This is a genomic window from Rhizobium sp. CSW-27 (assembly GCF_018760785.1).
Lineage (GTDB): Bacteria > Pseudomonadota > Alphaproteobacteria > Rhizobiales > Rhizobiaceae > Neorhizobium.
Genome location: NZ_JAHHZO010000018.1, coordinates 56509 through 78128 on the forward strand (window position 1 = coordinate 56509; position 21620 = coordinate 78128).

The 21620-nt window shown below is 64.3% G+C and carries 18 protein-coding genes and 1 riboswitch; of the genes, 3 read left to right on the forward strand and 15 right to left on the reverse strand.

Features of this window, described 5'->3' with window-relative positions; translation table 11 throughout:
- Window positions 1–87 precede the first annotated feature (87 nt).
- Both KLP42_RS23500 and KLP42_RS23505 read left to right on the forward strand, forming a co-directional pair.
- Window positions 88–1101 (forward strand): FecR family protein, encoded by a 1014-nt coding sequence (locus KLP42_RS23500; protein ID WP_215570120.1) that lies wholly within the window; start codon window positions 88–90, stop codon window positions 1099–1101.
- 111 nt (window positions 1102–1212) lie between these two features.
- On the forward strand, window positions 1213–3726 hold the full coding sequence (locus KLP42_RS23505) for a TonB-dependent siderophore receptor (RefSeq protein ID WP_215570121.1): 2514 nt from the start codon (window positions 1213–1215) through the stop codon (window positions 3724–3726).
- Window positions 3727–3792: 66 nt separating this feature from the next.
- On the opposite strand, the gene KLP42_RS23510 is transcribed toward KLP42_RS23505, so the two are convergent.
- The 7 genes from KLP42_RS23510 to KLP42_RS23540 form a co-directional block, all read right to left on the reverse strand.
- On the reverse strand, window positions 3793–5607 hold the full coding sequence (locus tag KLP42_RS23510) for an ABC transporter ATP-binding protein (RefSeq protein WP_215570123.1): 1815 nt from the start codon (window positions 5605–5607) through the stop codon (window positions 3793–3795).
- Window positions 5604–6362: a DUF1028 domain-containing protein gene (locus KLP42_RS23515; RefSeq protein ID WP_215570125.1), complete on the reverse strand. Its 759-nt coding sequence runs from the start codon at window positions 6360–6362 to the stop codon at window positions 5604–5606. Before KLP42_RS23515 ends, KLP42_RS23510 begins: the two co-directional genes overlap by 4 nt.
- A gap of 3 nt (window positions 6363–6365) precedes the next feature.
- On the reverse strand, window positions 6366–8150 hold the full coding sequence (locus KLP42_RS23520) for a gamma-glutamyltransferase family protein (protein WP_215570127.1): 1785 nt from the start codon (window positions 8148–8150) through the stop codon (window positions 6366–6368).
- Between the two features lie 24 nt (window positions 8151–8174).
- Window positions 8175–9044, reverse strand: coding sequence for an ABC transporter permease (locus KLP42_RS23525; protein ID WP_215570129.1), 870 nt, complete (start codon window positions 9042–9044; stop codon window positions 8175–8177).
- Window positions 9041–9988, reverse strand: coding sequence for an ABC transporter permease (locus tag KLP42_RS23530; RefSeq protein ID WP_215570131.1), 948 nt, complete (start codon window positions 9986–9988; stop codon window positions 9041–9043). Before KLP42_RS23530 ends, KLP42_RS23525 begins: the two co-directional genes overlap by 4 nt.
- Window positions 9989–10057: 69 nt before the next feature.
- Complete coding sequence (locus KLP42_RS23535; RefSeq protein ID WP_215570133.1) at window positions 10058–11569, reverse strand: ABC transporter substrate-binding protein; 1512 nt, start codon at window positions 11567–11569, stop codon at window positions 10058–10060.
- A 96-nt stretch (window positions 11570–11665) separates the two neighbouring features.
- The gene (locus KLP42_RS23540; RefSeq protein WP_215570135.1) at window positions 11666–12409 is read right to left on the reverse strand and encodes a FadR/GntR family transcriptional regulator; all 744 of its coding nucleotides are present in this window, start codon (window positions 12407–12409) and stop codon (window positions 11666–11668) included.
- A gap of 241 nt (window positions 12410–12650) precedes the next feature.
- Between KLP42_RS23540 and KLP42_RS23545 the strand changes: the two genes are divergently transcribed.
- Complete coding sequence (locus KLP42_RS23545; RefSeq protein WP_215570180.1) at window positions 12651–12983, forward strand: cupin domain-containing protein; 333 nt, start codon at window positions 12651–12653, stop codon at window positions 12981–12983.
- Between the two features lie 117 nt (window positions 12984–13100).
- On the opposite strand, the gene KLP42_RS23550 is transcribed toward KLP42_RS23545, so the two are convergent.
- From KLP42_RS23550 to KLP42_RS23585, 8 genes are all read right to left on the reverse strand, one after another.
- Window positions 13101–13781: an energy-coupling factor ABC transporter permease gene (locus tag KLP42_RS23550; RefSeq protein ID WP_215570137.1), complete on the reverse strand. Its 681-nt coding sequence runs from the start codon at window positions 13779–13781 to the stop codon at window positions 13101–13103.
- A 54-nt stretch (window positions 13782–13835) separates the two neighbouring features.
- Window positions 13836–14046, reverse strand: a riboswitch (cobalamin riboswitch).
- A gap of 63 nt (window positions 14047–14109) precedes the next feature.
- Entirely contained in the window at window positions 14110–14646 is a 537-nt protein-coding gene (locus KLP42_RS23555; RefSeq protein WP_215570139.1) for a flavin reductase, read from the reverse strand.
- A gap of 29 nt (window positions 14647–14675) precedes the next feature.
- Window positions 14676–16091, reverse strand: a complete 1416-nt coding sequence (locus KLP42_RS23560) for an amidase (protein WP_215570141.1) — start codon at window positions 16089–16091, stop codon at window positions 14676–14678.
- A complete protein-coding gene (locus KLP42_RS23565) occupies window positions 16081–16293 on the reverse strand; it encodes a hypothetical protein (RefSeq protein ID WP_215570143.1) in 213 nt (70 codons plus the stop codon). Before KLP42_RS23565 ends, KLP42_RS23560 begins: the two co-directional genes overlap by 11 nt.
- Window positions 16293–17303, reverse strand: a complete 1011-nt coding sequence (locus KLP42_RS23570) for an ABC transporter permease (RefSeq protein ID WP_215570145.1) — start codon at window positions 17301–17303, stop codon at window positions 16293–16295. Before KLP42_RS23570 ends, KLP42_RS23565 begins: the two co-directional genes overlap by 1 nt.
- Window positions 17300–18850: a sugar ABC transporter ATP-binding protein gene (locus tag KLP42_RS23575; protein ID WP_215570147.1), complete on the reverse strand. Its 1551-nt coding sequence runs from the start codon at window positions 18848–18850 to the stop codon at window positions 17300–17302. Before KLP42_RS23575 ends, KLP42_RS23570 begins: the two co-directional genes overlap by 4 nt.
- Window positions 18851–18879: 29 nt before the next feature.
- Window positions 18880–19980 carry a sugar ABC transporter substrate-binding protein gene (locus KLP42_RS23580; RefSeq protein WP_215570155.1) on the reverse strand — a complete coding sequence of 367 codons (1101 nt, stop codon included), beginning with the start codon at window positions 19978–19980 and terminating at the stop codon, window positions 18880–18882.
- 289 nt (window positions 19981–20269) lie between these two features.
- Complete coding sequence (locus tag KLP42_RS23585) at window positions 20270–21487, reverse strand: MFS transporter (protein WP_215570156.1); 1218 nt, start codon at window positions 21485–21487, stop codon at window positions 20270–20272.
- Between the last annotated feature and the right edge of the window lie 133 nt (window positions 21488–21620).

The following is a 21620-nucleotide window of genomic DNA, read 5'->3' on the forward strand; positions in this document are numbered from 1 at the left end:
CCACTGTCGTGACGGGAAAATTGTGACGGCGGCCCCTGCCGAACGTCCCATAAGAGCATGCAATCGGCAAATGCACGGACAGCCTGAGTGAAACAGGATCGACAAGACAGGGCTGGCAGCAGCTATCGGCATCCGGATCAGGCGACAGACGAGGCGCTGGACTGGTTTTTGCGCCTCGGCGAGGACCGGGACGCAAAAACGCTCGCCGCCTTCGACAAGTGGTGCCGAAGCGACCCGGTGCGAGCCGCCGCCTTCGACGAACTCGTCCGCCTGCATGCCATGCCCTCGCTGCGCCGCGCCACGCTTGCCGATGCCTCCAGGCTGCGTGCGCAGGAGCGCGGATCGGGCGGAGCAAAGCGGAAAGGCAGCGCGCGAGGCCTTGGGCGTGGCAGGCTTGTCGGGGCAGCGGCCGCTGCCCTCCTCCTGGCCATCGCCGTGGTGCATCAGTATCCGGTCCTCATGCTGCGCTGGCAGTCCGACTACGTCACCATGACCGGCGAGAGGCGAAGCATCACCCTGCCGGACGGATCGACCGTTCTGATGAATACCGCATCCGCCATTGCCGTCGATTTCGAGGAAGAGCACCGTCGGGTGACCCTGCTTGGCGGCGAAGCCTTCTTTGACGTGCGGCACGACCCTGCCCACCCCTTCGTGGTGACCGGCCATTATGCGCAGGTGACCGTCACCGGCACCGCCTTCAGCGTCAGGGCAGACACGGACGCCGATGTGGTGGTGCTGGAACGCGGCAGCGTCGAGGTCCGCCGCACGTCCGGAGAGGGAAGCGCGGAGACCCTGCAGCCCGGACAGATGGTGATCGCCAGCCGTCAGGGACTTTCCGGCACCCGGCCGGCCGACCCCGCCCGCACCCTTGCATGGCGCGATGGCCGCATCATCTTCGAGGACAGGCCGTTCGGGCAGGCGCTGGCGGATCTGCAGCGCTACTTCGACGGCTCGGTCGTGATGCTCGGCAACCGGCTCGACAAACGTCCCGTCAGCGGCAACTACCGGATCGATGACCCGGAGGCCGCAATCCGCACGCTTGCCGTTGCGGCCGGCGCGTCCATCACACGTCTGCCGGGCGACATCCTGATCTTGCGTTAAACAATCAAGTTTTTTTGTGACGACCTTCATTCCGAACGTCCTTGGCCTATGAGGGCTGTTTCCGGAATCGGACCGGAACGCCCGCTGGTCAGATTTCAAGGGTGTCGTGACATGATGAGACGGGGGATGGTGCCGCAGGCTTTGCAAGGAGCAGGGCAGCGCGACCGCAACAAGCAATCCTGGGGCCGGCTGGCAACGCTTCTGCTGGCATCGACCATACTGGCGGGCGGCCTGCCCGGAGGCGCCGGCCTCTCGGTCGCAGTGGCGCAGCAGACGGCGCAAACCGCACCGATGCGCTTTGCCATTCCGGCTCAACCGCTTGGCGCGGCGATTGACGCCTTCATCCGCACGACCGGCTGGCAGATCGGCTACGCGCCGCAGCTTGCCCGCACCATCACCACCAGGGCCGTCAATGGTACGATGACGCCGGCCGAGGCGCTGCAGGCCATGCTGGCGGGCTCCGCCATCCGCATCCGCATCACCGGCCCCTCAAGCGCGGCCCTCGTCGATCCGTCAGAGGCAGCAGGCGGCACGGATGCGTCCGGCGCCACGCTGCTCGACCGCGTCGCAGTCGAGGGCAATACGGCGAACAGGCTTGCAGCCACCAGCAGTTCGGCCGGCACCAAGACCGACACACCCATCCGCGAGGTGCCGCAGTCGGTCAGCGTTGTCACCCGCAAGGAGCTCGACCAGCGGCAGGTGACAGACCTGAACGATGCGGTGGCCTATACGCCGGGCGTCCGCATGGTGGATTACACCTCCAACCAGGGCCTGCCGCTGCTTTACATGCGCGGCTTCTTCGCCGAATCCCAACGCAGCTACTATCGGGACGGCCTGCGCAGCGGATACAACCCTTACGATCTGACCATCGAGCCCTATGGGCTGGAGCAGATCAGCGTTCTCAAGGGTCCGGCCAGCGGCCTTTACGGCGACGCGCTGCCGGGCGGTCTGATCGACATGCGCACCAAGCGGCCAACGGAGGAGGCATTCCGTGAGGTGCAGCTGGAATACGGTTCCTTCGACGAGAAGCAGGCGGCCGTGGATTTCGGCGGCCCGCTGACGCAGGACGGCACCGTTCTCTATCGCTTCACCGGCCTCAAGCGCGATGCCGATACACAGGTCGATCATTCGCCCAACGACGCGCTCTATCTTGCGCCGGCCATCACCTGGACGCCGGACGATGCCACCAGCCTGACCGTGCTTGCCCAGTACCAGGACCTGACGCGCAGCGGCGCCGAACAGAGCCTGCCGATCGCCAATTCGGTCTACAGCACCGGGGTCACCATCCCGAGCGACTTCTACATGGGGGCACCCGGCCTCTCCGACTGGAACAGCAAGTCGACCTCGATCGGCTACGAGTTCGAGCACCAGTTCGACAATGGCTGGACGCTCCGGAACAATCTCCGCTACACTCATTCGAAGCTCGACTTTACGTCGGCCTTCATCTGGACCTGGCCGATTGCCGTGGTCGACGATCACTATGTGGATATCGGCGTGCAGAAGCGGCCGCGCACCTCCGACAGCGTGGTGGCGGACCTCAATGTCTCCGGCGAGGTGGAGACCGGCCCGCTGACGCACGAACTGCTGTTCGGCCTGAACTACGGCTATTCGAACATCCGGGAAACGCGCACCAACTCCACCAATGCCAACCATCTCGACATCTACAACCCGGATTACGATTTCGCCTATACCTTCGGTGGAGCCTGGTCCGACAGCAAGGATCTGGTCAGCCAGTATGGCCTTTACGCGCAGGACCAGGTGAAATGGGAGAACTGGATCCTGACGCTGAACGGCCGCTATGACTGGGCGGACATGACCACCTATCAGTATGCCGGCACAGCCTCGAAGACGGATCAGGATGCACATGCCTTCACCGGCCGCGTCGGGCTTGGCTACAGCTTCGACAATGGCGTGGTGCCCTATGCCAGCTATTCCACCTCGTTCGAGCCGGTGAGCGGCACGGATTTCGGTGGCAACCCGTTCAAGCCGACGACGGGGACACAGTATGAAGTGGGCGTGAAATACCAGCCGGAAGGATGGAACGGACTGCTGAGCCTTGCCTGGTACGACCTGACACAGCAGAATGTTACCACCTCGGATCCCAACAATTCCGGCTATTCGGTGCAGCAGGGCGAGGTGCGCTCGCGCGGCCTGGAACTGGAGGCCAAGGGTGAAATCGCCGACGGCTGGAGCTTCGTTGCGAGCTACGCCTATACCGATGCGGAAGTGACCAAGGACAACGCCAACAGTTCCGGCATCAGCCAGGTGGGCACGCAGATGAAGGCAGTGCCCTACAACACCGCGTCGCTGTGGCTGAACTACGCCTTCGAGACCAGCCGGCTGGAGGGCCTCTCGATCGGCGCTGGCCTGCGACGGGTGGGCAGTTCCTACACCGCGATGGATACCGGCACCGGCCAGCAGGTGAAGATTCCCGGCTATACGCTCCTCGATGCGGCCATCAGCTATGATTTCGGCAAGGCCAATCCGGACTGGAAGGGCCTGACGCTGGCGCTCAGCGGCACCAACCTGACGGACGAGCGCTATTTCACACCGGGCTTCTATTCGAACTCGGTGCTCGACGGAAAGCGCCGCACGGTGAAGGCAACGCTCGCCTACCGCTGGTAACCCACATCCGGCAGAACGCCGGCATCAAAGACATCGGGGCCGGCTCTCGCCGGTCCCGATCGCGTTTCAGGCGTCTGCCACCTGCACCAGATGACCGACGGAGACTTCGCGGTACTGCCTCACCGGCGGCCGGTAGCCGAGCGGCCGCACCGGGCTTTTCAACTCTTCGTTGGAAATGCCGCGCCGGATGCCACGTCGGGCGGGATCCGGCACCGGCACCGCCGCCATCAGCTTCTTCGTGTAGGGATGCTGCGGATTTTCGAACACGGCGGCGCGCGGGCCGATCTCGACGATCTCGCCGAGATACATTACCGCCACACGATGGCTCACCCGCTCCACCACGGCCATGTCATGGCTGATGAACAGGAAGGCAAGATCGAGGCTTTCCTGCAGGTCGAGAAGCAGGTTGCAGACCTGGGCCTTGATCGACACGTCGAGCGCCGACACGCTTTCGTCGGCCACGATCACCTTGGGATCGAGCGAGAGCGCGCGGGCAATCGCGATGCGCTGGCGCTGACCGCCGGAAAATTCGTGCGGATAGCGGCTCATCATCGCAGCCGGAAGACCGACCCGTTCCAAGAGATAGGCGGCCTTCTCTCTCGCTTCGGCCGCCGTGCCCATCCGGTGCTTGAGGAAGGGTTCCGCCACGGCCTGTCCCACGCTCATGCGCGGGTTGAGGCTGGAGAAGGGGTCCTGAAAGATCATCTGGATGCTCTTGCGCATCCGCTGCAGTTCCAGTGCGCCCAGTTCGCGCACATTGAAGCCGTCGAGCTGGATTTCACCTTCCGTCGGCTCGATCAGCCGCATGATCGAGCGGCCGGTGGTGGACTTGCCACAGCCGGACTCACCGACAAGCGACAGGGTTTCACCTTGCCGCAGATCGAAGGAGACATTCTCGACCGCGTGCACTGCTCCGGTCTGGCGGCTGAACAGGCCGGAGCGGACAGGAAACCGCGTGACGAGGTTGCGCACCTCAAGGATCGGCTGGTGCTGCACCACCGACCGCTCCGCGCCGACCGGTTCGAGGGCGATGCCTGTCGCTGTATCCACCACCGGAAAACGCAGCGGCAGCGCCTTGCCCTCCATCGAGCCGAGCTTCGGCACTGCGGACAAAAGCGCGCGGGTGTAAGGATGCCGGCCGCGGTGGAAGATGTCCTCGGTCGGTCCGGTTTCCACCGCATCGCCCCGCAGCATCACCACCGTACGGTCGGCAATCTCCGCCACCACGCCCATGTCATGCGTGATGAAGAGCACGGCCATGCCCTCCTCATCCTGCAATTCCTTGATGAGATCGAGGATCTGGCCCTGAATGGTCACGTCGAGGGCGGTCGTCGGCTCGTCCGCAATCAGAAGCTTCGGGCGAGAGGCGAGCGCCATGGCAATCATAACGCGCTGGCGCATGCCGCCGGAGAACTGGTGCGGATATTCGTCGAAACGGCTGGCCGCATTGGGAATGCGCACCCGCTCCAGCATGCGGATCGTCTCGGCCCGTGCCTCCGTCTTCGACAGGCCCTTGTGCCGCGTCAGCACCTCGGAAATCTGCCGGCCGATGGTGAAGATCGGATTGAGCGAGGTCATCGGCTCCTGAAAGATCATCGAGACTTCGTTGCCGCGCACGCCGCGCATCGCCTTTTCCGAAAGGCCCAGAAGATCACGGCCGTTTAGCCGGATTTCGCCTTCGATGCGGCTGGCCCCCGGCGCCAGCAGGCGCATGATGGAGAGCGAGGTGACGCTCTTGCCGGAACCGGATTCGCCCACGATTGCCAGCGTCTCGCCGCTGGCAATGTCGAAGGAGACATTGCGCACCACCGACCGCCAGCCCTCGTCGGTGCGGAAGGCGGTCGTCAGATTGCGAACGGAGAGAACGGGATCCTGGGTCATGACGGGTTCCATGGCGTAGCAAAGGAGGCACTCCGGCGGCCGCTGGCGGCGCGTTCGGCCTCAAGGCTCGCAATCTTGCGGTCGATCTCGCTGCGGTCGATCATTCCATGCGGGTTTGCCCGCGTCGGCATGGTCTCGGCCACATGCAGGTAGCGCTCCTGCGCCACCTGATAGAGCCGCCAGAGCTCTTCCAGCGGTTCGGAGTGATCGTCGGCGCGGATATCGAGCCAGGCATAGTCCTGGTCGCGATAGATGACGAGCGCGGCGGACTGCTTGCCCCGCTTGTCGCCGCCAGCCGCCTCGCCGGCCTCCATCGCCCCCAGAAGCCGTTCGGCAAAGGGTGCGCCGCCAAGATCGCGATAGGCCCGCAGTGTCTGTTCGAGCACCTGCGGTCCCGCCAGCATGTTGCCGGCCACCGAGACATCCGCGTCAACGATGTGGCCGGCCCAGTCGATGCATTTTGCGCCGGTGAAGGCGGCGTTGCGGCCGCTGGCATCGATCAGATGCATCTGGCGCTGCTGGGCTCCGTCATCACGGGCAGTCAGCGTGTCGATGATCGCCTGCGGCGCCATGCCCTCGCCGAGCATGGCAAGGCCATCAACGCCATAAAGCGGGCTGACAAAGGCCTGCGTCGCGACGGCACCCACGCCGCCGCGCATGTAGGGCACCGCCGCCCCCACCGCAAAGAAGCGGCTGGCAACGGCGATGCCGAGGTGGCCGGTGTCGGGATCGCGGGCAACAATGGACCAGGTCATGGCTCAGCGCCCCACCGCATAGGCCTGCATCAGGCGTGGCGTCGCCGCTGCCCTGAGCAGGCCGTCCGCATCGCGCCGCGCCGCCGTCAGGCGCCCGACGGTCCAGTGATCGGCCACCGTCACCCGATGGCCGCGACGGCGCAGATCCGCAATCGTTGTCTCGCCGAAGCCGGCTTCCACCATGATGTGACCGGGCTCGGATGTGCGCGGATAGAAGGAGCCGGGGAAATGTGTCGTGTGGAACAGCGGCGCGTCAATTGCCGCCTGCAGGTTCTTGCCGTGATGGGCATACCGCAGGAAGAACGGCAGCTGCCACTGATCCTGCTGGTCGCCGCCCGGCGTTCCGAAGGCGAGCGTCGGCCGCCCCTGGTAAAGCGCAAGCGACGGCGTGAGCGTGGTACGCGGACGTTTTCCTGGGGCAAGCGAGGTCGGAAGCCCCTCTTTCAGCCAGAACATCTGGGCACGGGAATTCAGCGGGAAACCGAGACCCGGAACGACGGGCGAGGACTGCAGCCAGCCGCCCGACGGCGTGGTGGACACCATGTTGCCCCAACGGTCGATGACGTCGATATGGACGGTATCGCCCTTCTTTTCGGTCAGGTGCGCCATGGTCGGCTCGTAGACGGAGCCCTTGCCGGAAAATTCCGCAAGCATGGCCATGGTGGCGTCTACCTGCCGCTCATAGCCGGGCAACGTGCCGGGGCGCAGCTCCAAGGAGGCATTCGGACCGATCAGCTTGCGGCGTTCGGCATTGTAGCTGTCCGAGAGCAGCGCCTCGGTCGGTATCTGGCCGAATTCCGGGTCGCCGTAATAGACCTCGCGGTCGGCATAGGCGAGCTTTATCGCCTCGACCACATGGTGGACGAAATCGGGACCGCTCGGGTCCATGGCGCCGAGATCGAAACCCTTCAAGAGCGCCAGGGATTGCAGGAGGACCGGCCCCTGGCCCCAGGCGGGCGTCTTGGCAACAGTCCAGTCGTGGTAGTCGAAGGTCTGCGGCGCTTCGATGGTGGCGCTCCAGTTGGCCATGTCATCAGCCGTCAGCACGCCCTTGTGGCGCATGCCGCTCGCATCCATCACCTCGGCGGTCTTCAGGTAGGTGTCGATCGCCTCGGCGACGAAGCCGCGATAGAAGGCATCGCGCGCGGCCTGCACCTGGTTGTCGCGGCCGGTGGCGGCTTCCGCCTCGGCAATGATGCGTTTCCAGGTTTCGGCGAGAACCGGATTGCGGAAGCTGGAATGCGGCTCGGGGGCAGCGCCGCCCGGCAACCAGGTCTCGTGCGAGGTCGGCCATTCCCGGGCGAAGAAATCCGCGAGCCCCTTGATGGTGGCGGATACCCGCGGCAGTACCGGATGCCCATGCTCTGCATAATAGATAGCCGGTTCCAGAACCTCGCGCACCGACATCGTGCCGTAGTCGCGCAGCATCAGCATCCAGCCGTCGAAGGCGCCGGGTATGACGGTCGAGAGAAGTCCGTCGCCGGGGATCAGCTTCAGGCCCTCTGCGGTGTAGTGCTCGATGGTGGCGCCGGCGGGCGCCGGTCCCTGGGCACAGATCACCTCCACCTTGTCGGTTTTCTTCGAATAGATGATCGCCGGCATGTCGCCGCCGGGACCGCACAGATGCGGCTCGACCACCTGCAGCACGAAACCGGTGGCAACGGCTGCATCAAAGGCGTTGCCGCCCTTCTCGAGGATGCTCATACCGACCGCCGAGGCGATCCAGTGGGTGGAGGTGACGACGCCGAAGGTGCCGAGTATTTCGGGACGCGTGGTGAATTCGCTCATGTGTCAGGCCTTTGTCAAATCAGTCTAGTGTTCGCGCGGATCGAGCGCATCGCGCAGGCCGTCGCCGAGAAGGTTGAAACCGATCACCACGAGGAAGATCGCCGCACCCGGCCACATGGCCATCCAGGGTGCCTGGGAGAGAAAGTTCTTCGCCACGTTCAGCATCGAACCCCAGCTGGCGGCCGGCGGCTGCTGCCCGAGGCCAAGGAAGGAGAGGCTCGCTTCCGCGATGATCGCGGTCGCGACCGTCAGCGTCGCCTGGACGATGATCGGTGCGGTAACGTTCGGCAGGATGTAGCGGACCATGATATCGACATGGCCAAGCCCGACCGAGCGCGCGCCTTCGACATAATCCTCCTGCTTGACCGCCAGCACCTGGCCACGGGTCAGCCGTACGAAGATCGGCATGGCGGTCAGCCCGATCGCGATCATCGCATTGGTAAGGCTCGGCCCCAGGAAGGCGGCGAGCGCGATCGCCATGATCAGGAACGGCATGGCGAGCAGCGCCTCGGTGATGCGCGAGATGACGAGATCCACCCATCCGCCGAAGTAGCCGGCCAACATGCCGAACGGTACGCCGATCACGACGGCAATGACGACAGAGAAGATGCCGGCCATCAGCGAGGCCTGCGCGCCCCAGATCATTCGCGATAGAATATCGCGTCCCAGATCATCCGTTCCGAGCCAATGCGCAGCGGACGGCGCCTTGCGGATGGCCGACCAGCTGGTGGCAACCGGATCGGGGATCGGCAGGAGCGGCGCGGCAACGGCGAGCACGGTGAAGAAGAGGATGATGGCAAGGCCGGCGAGTGCGCTGCGGCTCTTTTTCAGCTTGCCCCAGGCGCGGCTCTTTTCGCGCGGTTCCACACCGGCAGTCTGTTCGATGACGGTCATAGGCTGGCCCTCAGACGCGGATTGAGGAGAACGTAGAGCACGTCGGCAATGAGGTTCATCAGGATGAAACCGACGGCCGTGCACATGACGACACCCTGTACCACCGCGTAATCGCGGTTGAAGACCGCATCGACGATGAGCTTGCCGAAGCCTGGAATGGTGAAGATCTGCTCGGTCAGGACGGCACCGGCCAGGAGTTCGCCGAACAGCAGCGCAGTCAGCGTGATGACCGGCAGCAATGCATTGCGGAAGCTGTGCGACAGCACCACTTCGCGCGGAGAAAGGCCCTTGGCGCGGGCGGTGCGGATGTAGTCGGCCGAAAGAACACCAAGCATGGCCGAGCGGGTGTGGCGCATCAGCGTTGCCGCCAGCGCCGTGCCCAGCACAAAGGCCGGCATGATCATCGTCTGAAGCGAGCGGACCGGATCGACGAAGATGGATTCATAGCCGGAGGCCGGCAACCAGCCGAGATTGACCGACACCAGCAGGATGAGCATGATGCCCAGCCAGAAGTTCGGCACCGACAGGCCGGAGAGCGCCACGATGCTCGCAATATAATCCAGCACCGTGTTTTTCTTGACCGCTGCGAGAATGCCCATCGGCACGCCGATGGCAAACGCAAAGATCATGGCCATGATGGCAAGCTGGATCGTCACCGGCAGCTTCTCGCCGATCAGTTCCAGCACCGGCTGGTTGGTGCGCAACGATATGCCGAGATCGCCCTTCAGCACGCCGCCCAGCCAGTTGACATACTGAACCGGGATCGGGTCGTTCAGGTGATATTTCTCGCGCAACAGTTCCAGCACGGCGGGATCCCGCTCCTCGCCGGCCATGGCGAGCACCGGATCGCCCGGCAGAAGCTTCTGCAGCGAAAACACGAAGATCGAAATGATCAGGAGCGTCGGGATCGCGACCAGCAGACGCTTTCCGATGAATACAGGCATTGCGCCATCCTTTTCGGGGACTGAGCGAGGAAGGCGCCGCAGGCTGAACTCTGCGGCGCCGGAACGGCCTCAGCCGCCCTTCTTCATTCCGGTGAGCCGGATCATGCCATCCGGCGCGGGGACGAAACCGGTGACCGACTTGTTGAGCGCCCAGATCCACGACTGGTGGCCGAGATAGATGATCGGCATGTCGTCGTTGAGGATCACGCTTGCCGCATCATACTTCTGCTTGCGCACCGCATCATCCGTCGAGGCGCGGGCTTCGTTCAGCAGCTTGTCGACTTCCGGGTTGCAGTACTTCGTGTCGTTGATGCCGCCCTTGCAGGTGATGAACTGGTGGATGTTGCCGTCCGGATCGACACGGCCGGACCAGTCGGAGCGGCTGAGCTGGTAGTTGCCGCGCGTCTGCTCATCGAGAAGCGTAGCAAATTCCGTCGATTTCAGGCTGACATCGAAACCGGCTTCGGCCACCATCGACTGCACGATCTGCATCATCTGCTGGGCGACCGGGTTGTTCGGGATCTGCATCTCGACCGGCACGCGGTCGAAACCGGCTTCCTTCACCAGCGCCTTTGCCTTTTCGACATCACGCGCCGGAACCGGGATCGCCTTGTTGTACCACGGGCTGTTCGGCGGGAAGGGCTGGTTGCCGCCAACGGCCGTGCCTTCATAGACGATCTGGTTCAGCGCATCGCGGTCGATGGCGAGCGAGAAAGCCTGACGAAGGCGCTTGTCCTTGCCGAACGGGTTGTCGGCGCGCGGGCCGTTGGCGATATTGGCGTAAAGCGCCATGTAGCCTATGTTGACGACCGCTTCGTACTTCAGCTTCGGATCCGACTTCACCGCCTGCGCATCGGTCGCGGCGAGCCGCTCGATCATGTCGAGATCGCCCGAGCGCAGATTGGCGAGACGCACGGTCGAATCTGGGATCGGCAGGTAGGTGACCTTGTCGATGAAGATATTGTCCTTGTTCCAGTAATCCTTGAACTTCTCCAGCACGATGCGGTCCTGCTGCACGCGCTCGACGAACTTGAAGGGACCGGCGCAGACGGGCTTGGAGCCGAAATTCGCGCCGAGTTCCTTGGCGGCCTTGGGCGAGACGATCATGCCGGCGCGGTCGGAGAGCTGCGCCAGGAGTGTGACGTCCGGCTTCTTCAGCGTGAAGGTCACTTCCAGAGGGCCGGTGGCCTCGACCTTTTCGACAGAAGACAATTCGCTCTTGCGGCGCGATTCCGGCAAGGTCATGTTGCGTTCGATGGTGGCGACGACGGCGGCGGCATCCATCGCCGTCTCGTCGTGAAACTTCACGCCATCCCGCAGCGTCATCACCAGCTTCAGGCCGTCGTCCGACCATTTCCAGCCGGTCGCCAGCTGCGGTACGATCTTCAGGTCGGGCGAGACATCGACCAGCTTGTCGCACATCGCGGTATAGACGATGCGGCCGACAAAGGTGCGGGACTGGGCGGGATCGAGCACGTCGGCATCATCCTGCAGGCCGATCTTCAGTTCGGTGGCGAAAGCAGGCAAGGCGCTCAGCACGCCAAGAGCAAGCGCCGTCGTCAGGCGCAACAATCCATTCATGGTCATTCTCCTCTGATCGATAGGTTTTGTCGTTCACGGGTGCCGGCTTGTTGCCTCCGGCTTCTCCTTCGACGGGCATAATTGCCCGCCGTAATCTCAGGCCGTCACGGCAAGGCCGCCCGGGGCCACGACGATATCGACACCGTCATGGGAGGTTTCGCGGATGAGCCGCTCCTGCAGCATCAGCAGATGCCGGCGCATGGCTTCGGCCGCGCGCGCCGGATCGCGGGCGGCAATGGCATCGATAATGTCCTCGTGCTGCGCATAGGCGACGACCACGCCATCGCCGGCGCGGGCGCGCTCACGAATGGCCTGCCAGGCCTCGTCCTGTCGCACATGATTGATCACATCGAAGATCGTCAGGAACAGCTGGTTGCGGGCGCTCTGGGCGATCTGGCGATGCAGGGCGCCATCCCACAATTCGCGTGCATCGGCATCGTCGCTCTCGCGGATTTTGCGGGCCAGTTCACGCATGCGAACCAATTCGGGCGGCTTGGCACGCAGGGCGGCAAGCTGTGCCAGCTGCGGCTCGATACGAAGACGGACCTCCATGATTTCCATGAAATCCGTCCCGGCCACGATGGAGCCGACATCGGCGGCCAGTCCGCCGGGCCGCTGGCCGACGAAGGTGCCGGCCCCCTGCCGACGCCACACTTCGCCCTCGGCCTCCAGCACTTCCAGCGCCCGGCGCACGGCTCGACGACCGACCCCCAGGCGCTCCGCCAGATCACGCTCGGTCGGCAGTTTTCCATCCGCACCGACATCGCCTTCGCGCAGCAGTTCGCGCAGCTTTTCCAGGGCGTAATTGGCATTGTCGGGATGCGGAGGAGCTTGAACCATTTAGGGAACCAATTTGCTATTGGTTCCATCCAGCCACCATCCATGCGGGGAGTCAAGCCAGAATCTGGCCAGAAAAATCGCAAGCCTGAGATTTAGGCAGATTGCCGGTTGCGGCGGCGAAATCGCGGCGGATCATGCCCATCCAGGCAGCAGAAAGAACAGGGCAACCTCTGGAGCGGGTCCATCTTGTCAGATAGGATTGGGATCTTGTACGATGACGCAAGCCATAAATGTGAGGATGATGATGAGCCTTCCCGCCTATCCGACCGTCTCTCCCGATCCGGGCGTTCAGCGCCGGGTTCTTTCCGAAACCGCCGAGCTGATGGTCGTGTCCTTCCGGTTCGAGACCGGCGCGGAGGGCAAGCTGCACCGGCATCCGCATGTGCAGTCCACCTATGTGGCGAGCGGCCGCTTCCGCTTTTTCCGCGATGGCGTGGCCCACGAGCTTGCTCCCGGCGACAGCCTCGTCATCCCCGGCAATATCGAGCATGGCTGCCAGTGCCTGGAAGCCGGTGAACTGATCGATTGCTTCACGCCGCGCCGCGACGATTTTCTGGCCGTCCAGACCAGCTGAGACCGCTTGCATCGGTCAGGAGACCTCGCCCGACGCAAAGGACCCGCGCAGGCATCGCCGCGCGCGGGTCAAACAGAGGTGGCATCCGGCAGAAAGACGCGCCGGATGCCCGAAACGTCAGGCCGGCTGATGCAGGCGGTTGTTGAACAGCGGACCGCGGCTGAACTGGCGCAGCGACTTGGCGGCGGCCAGCACGGCCAGATCGATCAGCGGCTCAAGCAGGATCACGCTCATGTAGGCGAGACCGAAGGCGCCGACATTGCCGAGATTTTCCGCCGTGAAGCCATGGCCATAGAGTGCCCAGAAGGCCACCCAGGCCACGATCCCCCCCTGATAGGCGGTCGAAAGTGCCAGCGCCTGGCTGTACTTCAGATCCACATAGGCCGTGCGGCGCGGAATGATGCGCCTGGCGAGCAGGTTGATGCCCCACAGCGGCACGAGCAGCGTCGTGACGTTCATGCCGTATTGCGGCAGATCGAACGGGGCGAAGAACAGCCCCTGCAGCAGAAGCCCGGCCGCAAGACCGATCGCCGCAGCACCCGCACCGAACAGCAGCAGAAGCGTCGAGCCCAGGATAAGGTGCACCTCCGAAACGCCGACCGGGTGATGTGGCAGCACTTCAAAGAAGCAGAACACCAGCGCGGTCGTGGCAAGGCTGCGCAATGCGAGCGCCGGCAGGCCGCCATTGTCGCGCAGGCCGTCTGCCGCCATCTTCGCCGTCAGGCCGAAGCCCACGGCCGCAGTGGCATAGCTGAGAATGATCTTTGCGCCGTCAACGACGCCCGGTTCGATATGCATATGTCGGTCCCTCTTGTCCGCGCCCACCGCGCGGCTGGAAAATGAAAAAGGCGTCTCCGCCCGGCTCCGATGGCTGGTCTCCTGGCTCACGGTTCCTCACTTCGCCCGCCTTCCCAGCTCTCTTGAAGCCAGTGGCATCCGGACGTCATTCGCCGCTTACAGTTGCGGGGGCAGCCATGGTTTCGACGCCCTGAAGCGCCCCACCATGTTCCCATTTAACCCGGCTTCCCCTGAGGAAGGCCGGGACCATCACGCGGATGTTATCGTTGCCGGCACCCTGTTGGCAACAAGGGATTGCGACAATGGCGTGTCGCCTTCGCCGGTCGCGTCAAGCCGGAAGCCGGCTGCCGTCACCAAGCACATGGTAGGCACGCTGGTAATAGGCGAGCCCTTCATCGGTGCTCCCGGATCTGAGGGTGACGACGCGGCAGAACAGGACCTTGTGCGTTCCGATATCGACGGCCTCCGCCACGCGACAATCGAAGGAGACAACCGCATCGCACAGCACCGGCGCGCCGGTCTCTCCGGTCATCCAGTCGGCGGCGGCGAAGCGCTCCTCAACCGGCGTCTTGCCACCGAACAGCGAGGAAAGCCGCACATGGCCGGGCCCGAGCGTGTTGACCGACAGAACGCCGTTTGCCTCGAAGGCGGAAAATACCGAGCTTGACCGGTTGAGACAGACGAGCAGCGTCGGCGGCGTATCGGTCACGCTGCACACCGCGGTTGCGGCAAAGCCCGCGCGGCCGGCGGCGCCGTCCGTGGTGATGATGTGCACGGCCGCACCGAGCCTTGCCATGGCATTGCGAAAGTCCACCGGATCGATCGTCACGGAACCTTCGAGCATTGCGGTCTGGATGGCGTTCATCTGACAACTCCTGAAACCCTGACCCGCCGTCAGGCGGCGGTGCGGGACGGTTTGGATGGAAGGAAGGACGACAGGGCAAGCACGCGCTCGAGATGCCGCGCCACCGAGGCGGCCAGATCCTCCCGCCAAGGACGCGCGACCAGCTGGATCGCAACGGGCATGCCTTCCCGACCGACAGCCACCGGCAGGGTGACGACCGGCAGGCCGAGATAGGAGAAGGGCCGGGTGAGCGAGGTCATGCCGCTCACCACCTCGTTCATCCGCTGCCCGGCGCCCACATCGACATCCCGGTCGAGCGGAGCGACGAAGGGCATGGCCGGCAGCATCAGCACATCGCAGGCGCTGAAGACCTCATCGAGGAAGCGGGCCAGCATGACGGAGCGGATCTGCAGCGCCCGGACATAGACGGGGCCTGGAATGGCAAGCCCCTGGGAAATGCGCATGCGCACCTGCGGCCCGTAATCCTGCGGGCGCTCCCGCATGCCGTCGAAATGCACGGCGGCGGCCTCTGTCATGGCAACGGCATTGGCAAGCTCCGTCACAGACTCCAGCGCGCCGAGACCGACATCGCGCACCTCTGCCGCCGTGCCATCAAGCAGGCCGGCAAGCTGCTGGACCGCCTGCCCCACTTCCTCGGACAGGCTTTCCGTGAAGGCACCGGTCGCCACACCGATCCGCATGCCGGACAGCGACCCGGACAGGGAACCGAGCGGCGCCGGAACGCAGGTGGGGTCGCTGCCATCCGGCCCGCTGATCAGCGACAGCATCAGCCAGGCATCCTCCACGCTTGCGGCGAGTGGCCCGATGCAATCCTGCGAGAAGGAAAGCGGCATGGCGCCGTGACGGCTGACGCGCCCCTGCGTCGGCTTGATGCCGACAGTTCCGCAACAGGCGGCCGGCAGGCGGATGGAGCCGCCCGTATCGGAGCCGAGGGCGGCGAGAACCACACCACCGCCGACAGCCGCGCCCGAACCGCTGGACGAACCGCCGGTGATCCTCGCCGGATCGATCGGGTTCATTGCCCGCCCATGATGATGATTGTGCCCCGTCGGCCCCATCGCGAATTCGGACATGTTGAGCCGCCCGATGGAGAGGCTGCCGGCCGCCTTGAGACGCGCCATCACCGTGGACGTCGCCGTCGCCACATGTCCGGCGCGGATGCGCGAACCGCAGCCGGTGATACGGCCTTCGACATCGAACATGTCCTTGTGCGCCAGCGGCACGCCATGCAGCGAACCGAGCACACGCCCCTCCGCCAGCGCCCGGTCGGCCTCGCGGGCGCAGTCGAGCGCGTGCTCGTGGTCGATGGCGAGAAAAGCGTTGAGATGCGGCTGGCTCGCCTCGGCCCGCTCCAGCGCCGCCTGCGTCAGTTCCAGCGATGAGACGGTGCGGTTGCGGATCGCTGCGGCGGCTTCGGCCAGCGTGGCGGGATTGTCAGCGCTCACGGCAAGCCTCCCGCAGCATCAGCGCGGCAAAATGTGCCGGCTCGACCGAAAACAGCGCGTTGTCACGGCCAAGGGAATGCGCACCGATGGCCGGCGCATCACGCTCGATCTCGCCCCGCATGGCAACTCCCTCCGCCTCGCTGGCGGAGCGGTTCCAGAAAGCGCGGGCCAGCCGGTCCGGCAGAATATCATGGCCATCCATCAGCTGAACTCCTGCGGCTGGCGATTGCGCACCAGCTGGCTGAGCGCCACCGCAATCACCAGCGCCCCGCCATAGAAGAGATTCTGCACATAGGCATCCGCGCCCAGCATGGTCAGCCCGGTAATGCCGGTCACGAGGAAATAGACGCTGATCACCGCGCCGAAGGCATTGAACCGGCCCGGCGAGATGGTCGTCGCCCCGAGAAAGGCTGCGGCAAAGGCCGGCAGAAGCAGGTTGAGACCCGAAAGCGGATCGGCGGAGCCGGTCATGCCGGCATAGAAGACGCCGGCGAGCGCCGCAATCAGTCCCGAAACGATGAAAGAGACGGCCCGCACCCGATCCACATTGATGCCGTTGAGGCGCGACACTTCCCGTCCGCGCCCGACAAACAGCAGCCGACGACCGGCAATCGTATATTCCAGCACGTACCAGATCACCGCCGCCAGAAGGAGCGCATAGAAGAAGGCAAGCGGAATGCCGAACAGCCGGTTGATGATCACCCATTCGACCAGCGACATCGAGACGCCGGAGATGGTCTGCGATTTGCTGATCCACAGAATGAGCCCGTTGACGAAGGTGCCGACGCCGAGCGTGACGATCAGCGAGTGGATTCGAAAATAGAGCACGAAGAAGGCGTTGACCGCACCGATCACAAGGCCGCTCGCCAGCGCAATGATGAGCGTCGGCGCGAGCCCCCAGCCGTCGCGCGCATTGAGAACGCCGATCAGCATGGAACTCATGGTCAGCGTCGAAGCGCCGGACAGGTCGAAATCGCCCGAAGTGAGCGGAATGATGATGCCGAGTGTGAGCACCACCAGCACGGCCTGCGAGCCGAACATGGTGGAAAAGTTGCGCCAGCTCAGAAACGAATCCGGCATCAGGATGCCGAAGGTTACGATCAGCAGCAGCCAGGCCCCGACGAGCGCGAAGCGTTCGCCCTCCTGCTTGAGGTTGACGCGCGGCGTGCGCACCGGCACGGCGGGTTTGGCGGACATCTCGAGCGTCGTCATTCTGCGGCCTCCGCGGTTTGGCTTTCACTGTAGAAACAGGCTTCGGTGATGGCTTTGCGGGTGATCTCGGCGCCGCGCAGCTCCGCAACAGGTCGGCCGCGCGAGAAGACCAGGATACGGTCGCAGATCTGCTCCAGCTGCTCGTTGTCGGTGGAAGCGCACAGGATGGCGGTTCCGTCGCGCGCCGCCCGGTCGAGAGCGGCAAAGATCTGCTGGCGCGCGCCGAAATCCACCCCTTGCGTCGGCTCGTCCAGGAGAAGCAGGCGCGGCTTCGTCTGCAGCCATTTGGCCAGCAGAACCTTCTGCTGGTTGCCTCCGGACAAGGACCCGAGCGGCAACTCCGGCCGGCGCGGGCGAACATCGTGCAGGTCCGACAGATGGCCCGCCTTGCGCACCATGCCGGGACGATCAAGACCCAGCAGTCCGCGGTGGTCGGGAAGAACCGGCAGCGTGATGTTGTCGGTGATGGACAGGCTGCCGATACCTGCCGCCCCCAGCCGGTCGCCCGGCAGAAGCGCAATGCCGAGCGCCTGCGCTGCTGCGGGCGTCAGCCGACCGAGATCGACGGACTGCTCGCCCAGAACCATCCGTCCGGCTGCCCTGGCAGCACCGAACAGCGCATAGGGAAGACTTGCGAAACCGGAACCGATGAGGCCGGTTACCCCCAGCGTCTCCCCCTCCCCGATCGCCAGATCGAAGGGCGAGGCGCCACCGGCGACAACGCCCTGGACGGTGACCGCCGCAGGACTGACCTCGCCGCCCCGCGCCTTGGCAAAGGCATCGATCCGGCTGCCGACGATGGTATCGAGAATGGCCTGACGCTCGGTGGTTCGCGTATCGAGGATGTCGACCAGTTCGCCATCGCGCAGTACGGCCACCCGGTCGGTGATATCGCGCACCTCATCGATGTCGTGGGTAACGATCACCACGGAAGCGCCGGTTGTCACGATGGAGCGGACCAGGCCGAACAGTCGCTTCACATCCTCGGCCGGCAGGAAGGGGGTCGGCTCGTCCAAGACGAGGATACCCTCGCCGCCATGGCCGGCATCGGAGGCTTTCAGATCCTCGAAGGCCCGCACGATGGCGACGAAGGCCCGCTCCACCGGCGAAAGCTGGGCAATCGTTGCGAAGGGATCGATCGACAGGCCGAATGCGGCAAACTGCTCGGCGACGCGTCTTGCCTCCCGCCGCCAGTTGACGAACCAGGGGGAGCGGGTGCCAAGCGCCGTCACCCGCATGTTTTCCACCACCGTCAGCGAGGCGATCAGGCCGAGATGCTGGTGCACGAAGGCAACGCCCCGCTTCTTGATGTCCATCTGGTCGAGGGGCAGCGGCATGGTCTGCCCCCAAAGGATCACCTCGCTGCCCTCCTCCGGCTGATGGAACCCGGCGAGCACCTTGATCAGCGTCGACTTGCCGGAGCCGTTCTGGCCCAGCAGACCGAAGACCTCGCCGCGGCGGATCGACAGCGACACGCCTTTCAGTGCCTGAAAGCTGCCGAAGCGCATACGGATATTGTTGAGGTGCAGCACGGCATTGTCGGACATGGCAGGCTCCTTGTCCCGGGGGCGTGGCGTCACTTCAGCTTCCAGAGCTTGCGGAAACCCTCCAGATGCGCATCGCCGTAACCATCGTTGAAGTTGGCGGGAATGCCGGCGGTCTTGATATTGCGCTCGTCGAAGATCAGCAGCGGCACGTTGAGCTTGGCCGCGGACGGCAGGCCGCACATCATGCGCATGATGTTGTCGACGGCGGCATAGCCCGCCCAGCCGAGGCTTTCGCCGATGTCCATCTGCACATGGTTTTCGCGCACCATGTCCAGCACGAAGGGCGTGCCGTTGAAGCTTGCGATCTTCACCGCCCCCTCGGATCCGGTGATGCGCAGCGCCGGCACGACGAACTGCGACATGGAATCGTAGATCGGCAGGATATAGTTGATCGTGGGATCGGCGAGCAGCGCCGACTGCACACCGGGCTGGATCTTCGTTGCCCATTCGGAGACCGGCACATCGAGATGCTTCTGCTTGCACTGCGGGCACAGCGCCTTCAGCTCGCTCTGGATCGACTGCACGAAGGGAATGGAGGGCAGGACATCCGAGGAACCGATGATCAGCACGTTCGGCTTGCCGCCCGTCTTCACATAGGCCCAGGCGGCCAGAAGCTTGCCGGCGCCGCTGAAATCCACCTTGGCGGAATAATCGACGCCCTTGAACTGCTCCTGCGTCACGTCATAGAGATGCGTGGTGCTGATCTTCAGGCCCGCCGCCCGCGCCTCCGCCAGTTGCGGCCCCAGAACCTCGGGGTTCAGGCCCCCGGCAATGTCCAGCGCATCGTATTTCTGGCTGATGGCCTGTGACACACCCTGGATCCACTGGTCCACCTTCAGCTGGTTGTCCCAGGTCGTATAGGTGAAGCCCACTTCCTTTGCCGCCTGTGCCATGCCCTTCTGCAGTTCCACATTGAAGGGAATGGTCATGGAGATCGGGATGGAGAGGACCTTCTTGCCGGCCATGCAGGCCTTGGCATCAAAGGCTTCGCCCGGCGGCGTGAAGACCGGCATCGTCTCGTGTTCGGCAACAATCGCCTTCGCATCGCTCATCGGATCGGCGGCGCCCGGCTGTGCCGCCAGAAGCGTTGCGGTGGCGGCAAGCAAAGACGTGAACAGAATTTGGCGCATCTTCGACATTCCCCTTCGTTATCCCCGGCAGACGGCGCGCATCCCCGGATAGCCATGCCTGTGCGAAGATAATGTACGGACATAAACGAGACATCGTCAACGTGATTTTGCCTAATTTTTTGCGCTGCACATAATTGCATCAAATGCCGGAATTGGCACATTTGCGCCTGATTGCGGTTTGATCATCGCGCTGCAGCAAGCGGCAGCCGACGGGTCTGACATGGCAAAGCCGGCCATCCGGCCGGCATTTCGGTTCCGTATGTCTGTACATGGAAAGGGGGTGGAGCCGTCATCTGTCCTTGCGATGCGCCAGCCAGGCCGCCACCATTCCGCCAAAGCCGAACAGCGAGAAGCATAGAAAGCTCGCGCCGTAATGTCCGGTCAGGGCATAGAGGGCGGCAAAGCTCGAGGGGCCGACAATCACCCCGATGAAGGTATAGACGAGTGCGCCACCGGTAATGGCGCCGACCCGCGCCTCGGGCGCATGATGCGCCACCTCCGCCAGCAGCACACCATTCCAGCCGATGGTCACAGCACCGACCAGGACGAAGAGGCCGGCCTGCAGCACCACCGGCAGATCGGCCAGCCAGTAAAGCCCGGCAAAGCCAAGGCCGCCCAGCAGACCCAGCAGCGACAGCGTCAGCAGCCCGCCGCCGATGCGATCGGCGACAACGCCCCAGAACACGCGACCGAAGGCGCCGGCAAACTGCATGGCCGCGGCCACCGCGCCAGCCGACAGCAGCGACCAGCCCGCATCATGCACCAGCGCAACCACGGCAAAGGCGGAGGCCGAAAGCTGCATGGCGGAATAGGCAAAGCCGAGCCCGCTCAGCGTGCGCAGCGGCCGACTCTTCCAGATGATCGACTGTTCCTCGACGAAGCCGCGCCCCAGCGAGCGAGGCTTCGCCACCCGCTTCGGCTCGGCCGCATGGGTGAAGGCCAGCAGCCCCATGGTGGCCAACGGCCCGACCACGCCGATCAGCAGCGCCTGGTGCCAGCCGAAGCGGGCCGACAGATAGGGAAAGGCAAAGCTTGCACAGATGCCGCCAAGCGGCACGCCCGCCTGCTTCAGGGAAAAGACGATGTTGCGCCGGTTCTGCGGCGTGACCCGGCTCAGCATTTCGGACGAGGCCGGATTGTTCAGGCCATAACCGAAGCCGATCAGCAGCGAGGCCAGCACGATGACAGGCACAAAAGCCGTAGCAATGCCGGCGAAACCGAGACCGAAGAGCACGAGCGCGAGATGCTCGACCTTTACCGGCCCGTAGCGCTGCACGAGCGTGCCGGCAACGGCAGAGGAGATCATGCCGGAGGCATAGATGAGACTGATCTGGTAGCCGATCCAGTGCGCGCCGATGCCGAGATCGCGCGCCACGGAGGGCGCGATGGCGGTCAGCGCCAGAACACTGGCCGTCGCCACGATCTGGATCAGGGTTGCGGCGGCAAGGGTCTGCAGAAGCGAGGACGCCGGCGCCAGACGCCGCTCTCCCGCAAGAATGTCCGACATGCGTGGAAGCCTTGGATTGCGTGTAAGAAACGAGTATTTGTACGTACTAACTGATTTCCGGAATGGGCGCAACTCATCCGCCTGACCGGCAGGTCCGCTGGAAACCGTTTGATTCCCTTGGCAAAAGCCTGTT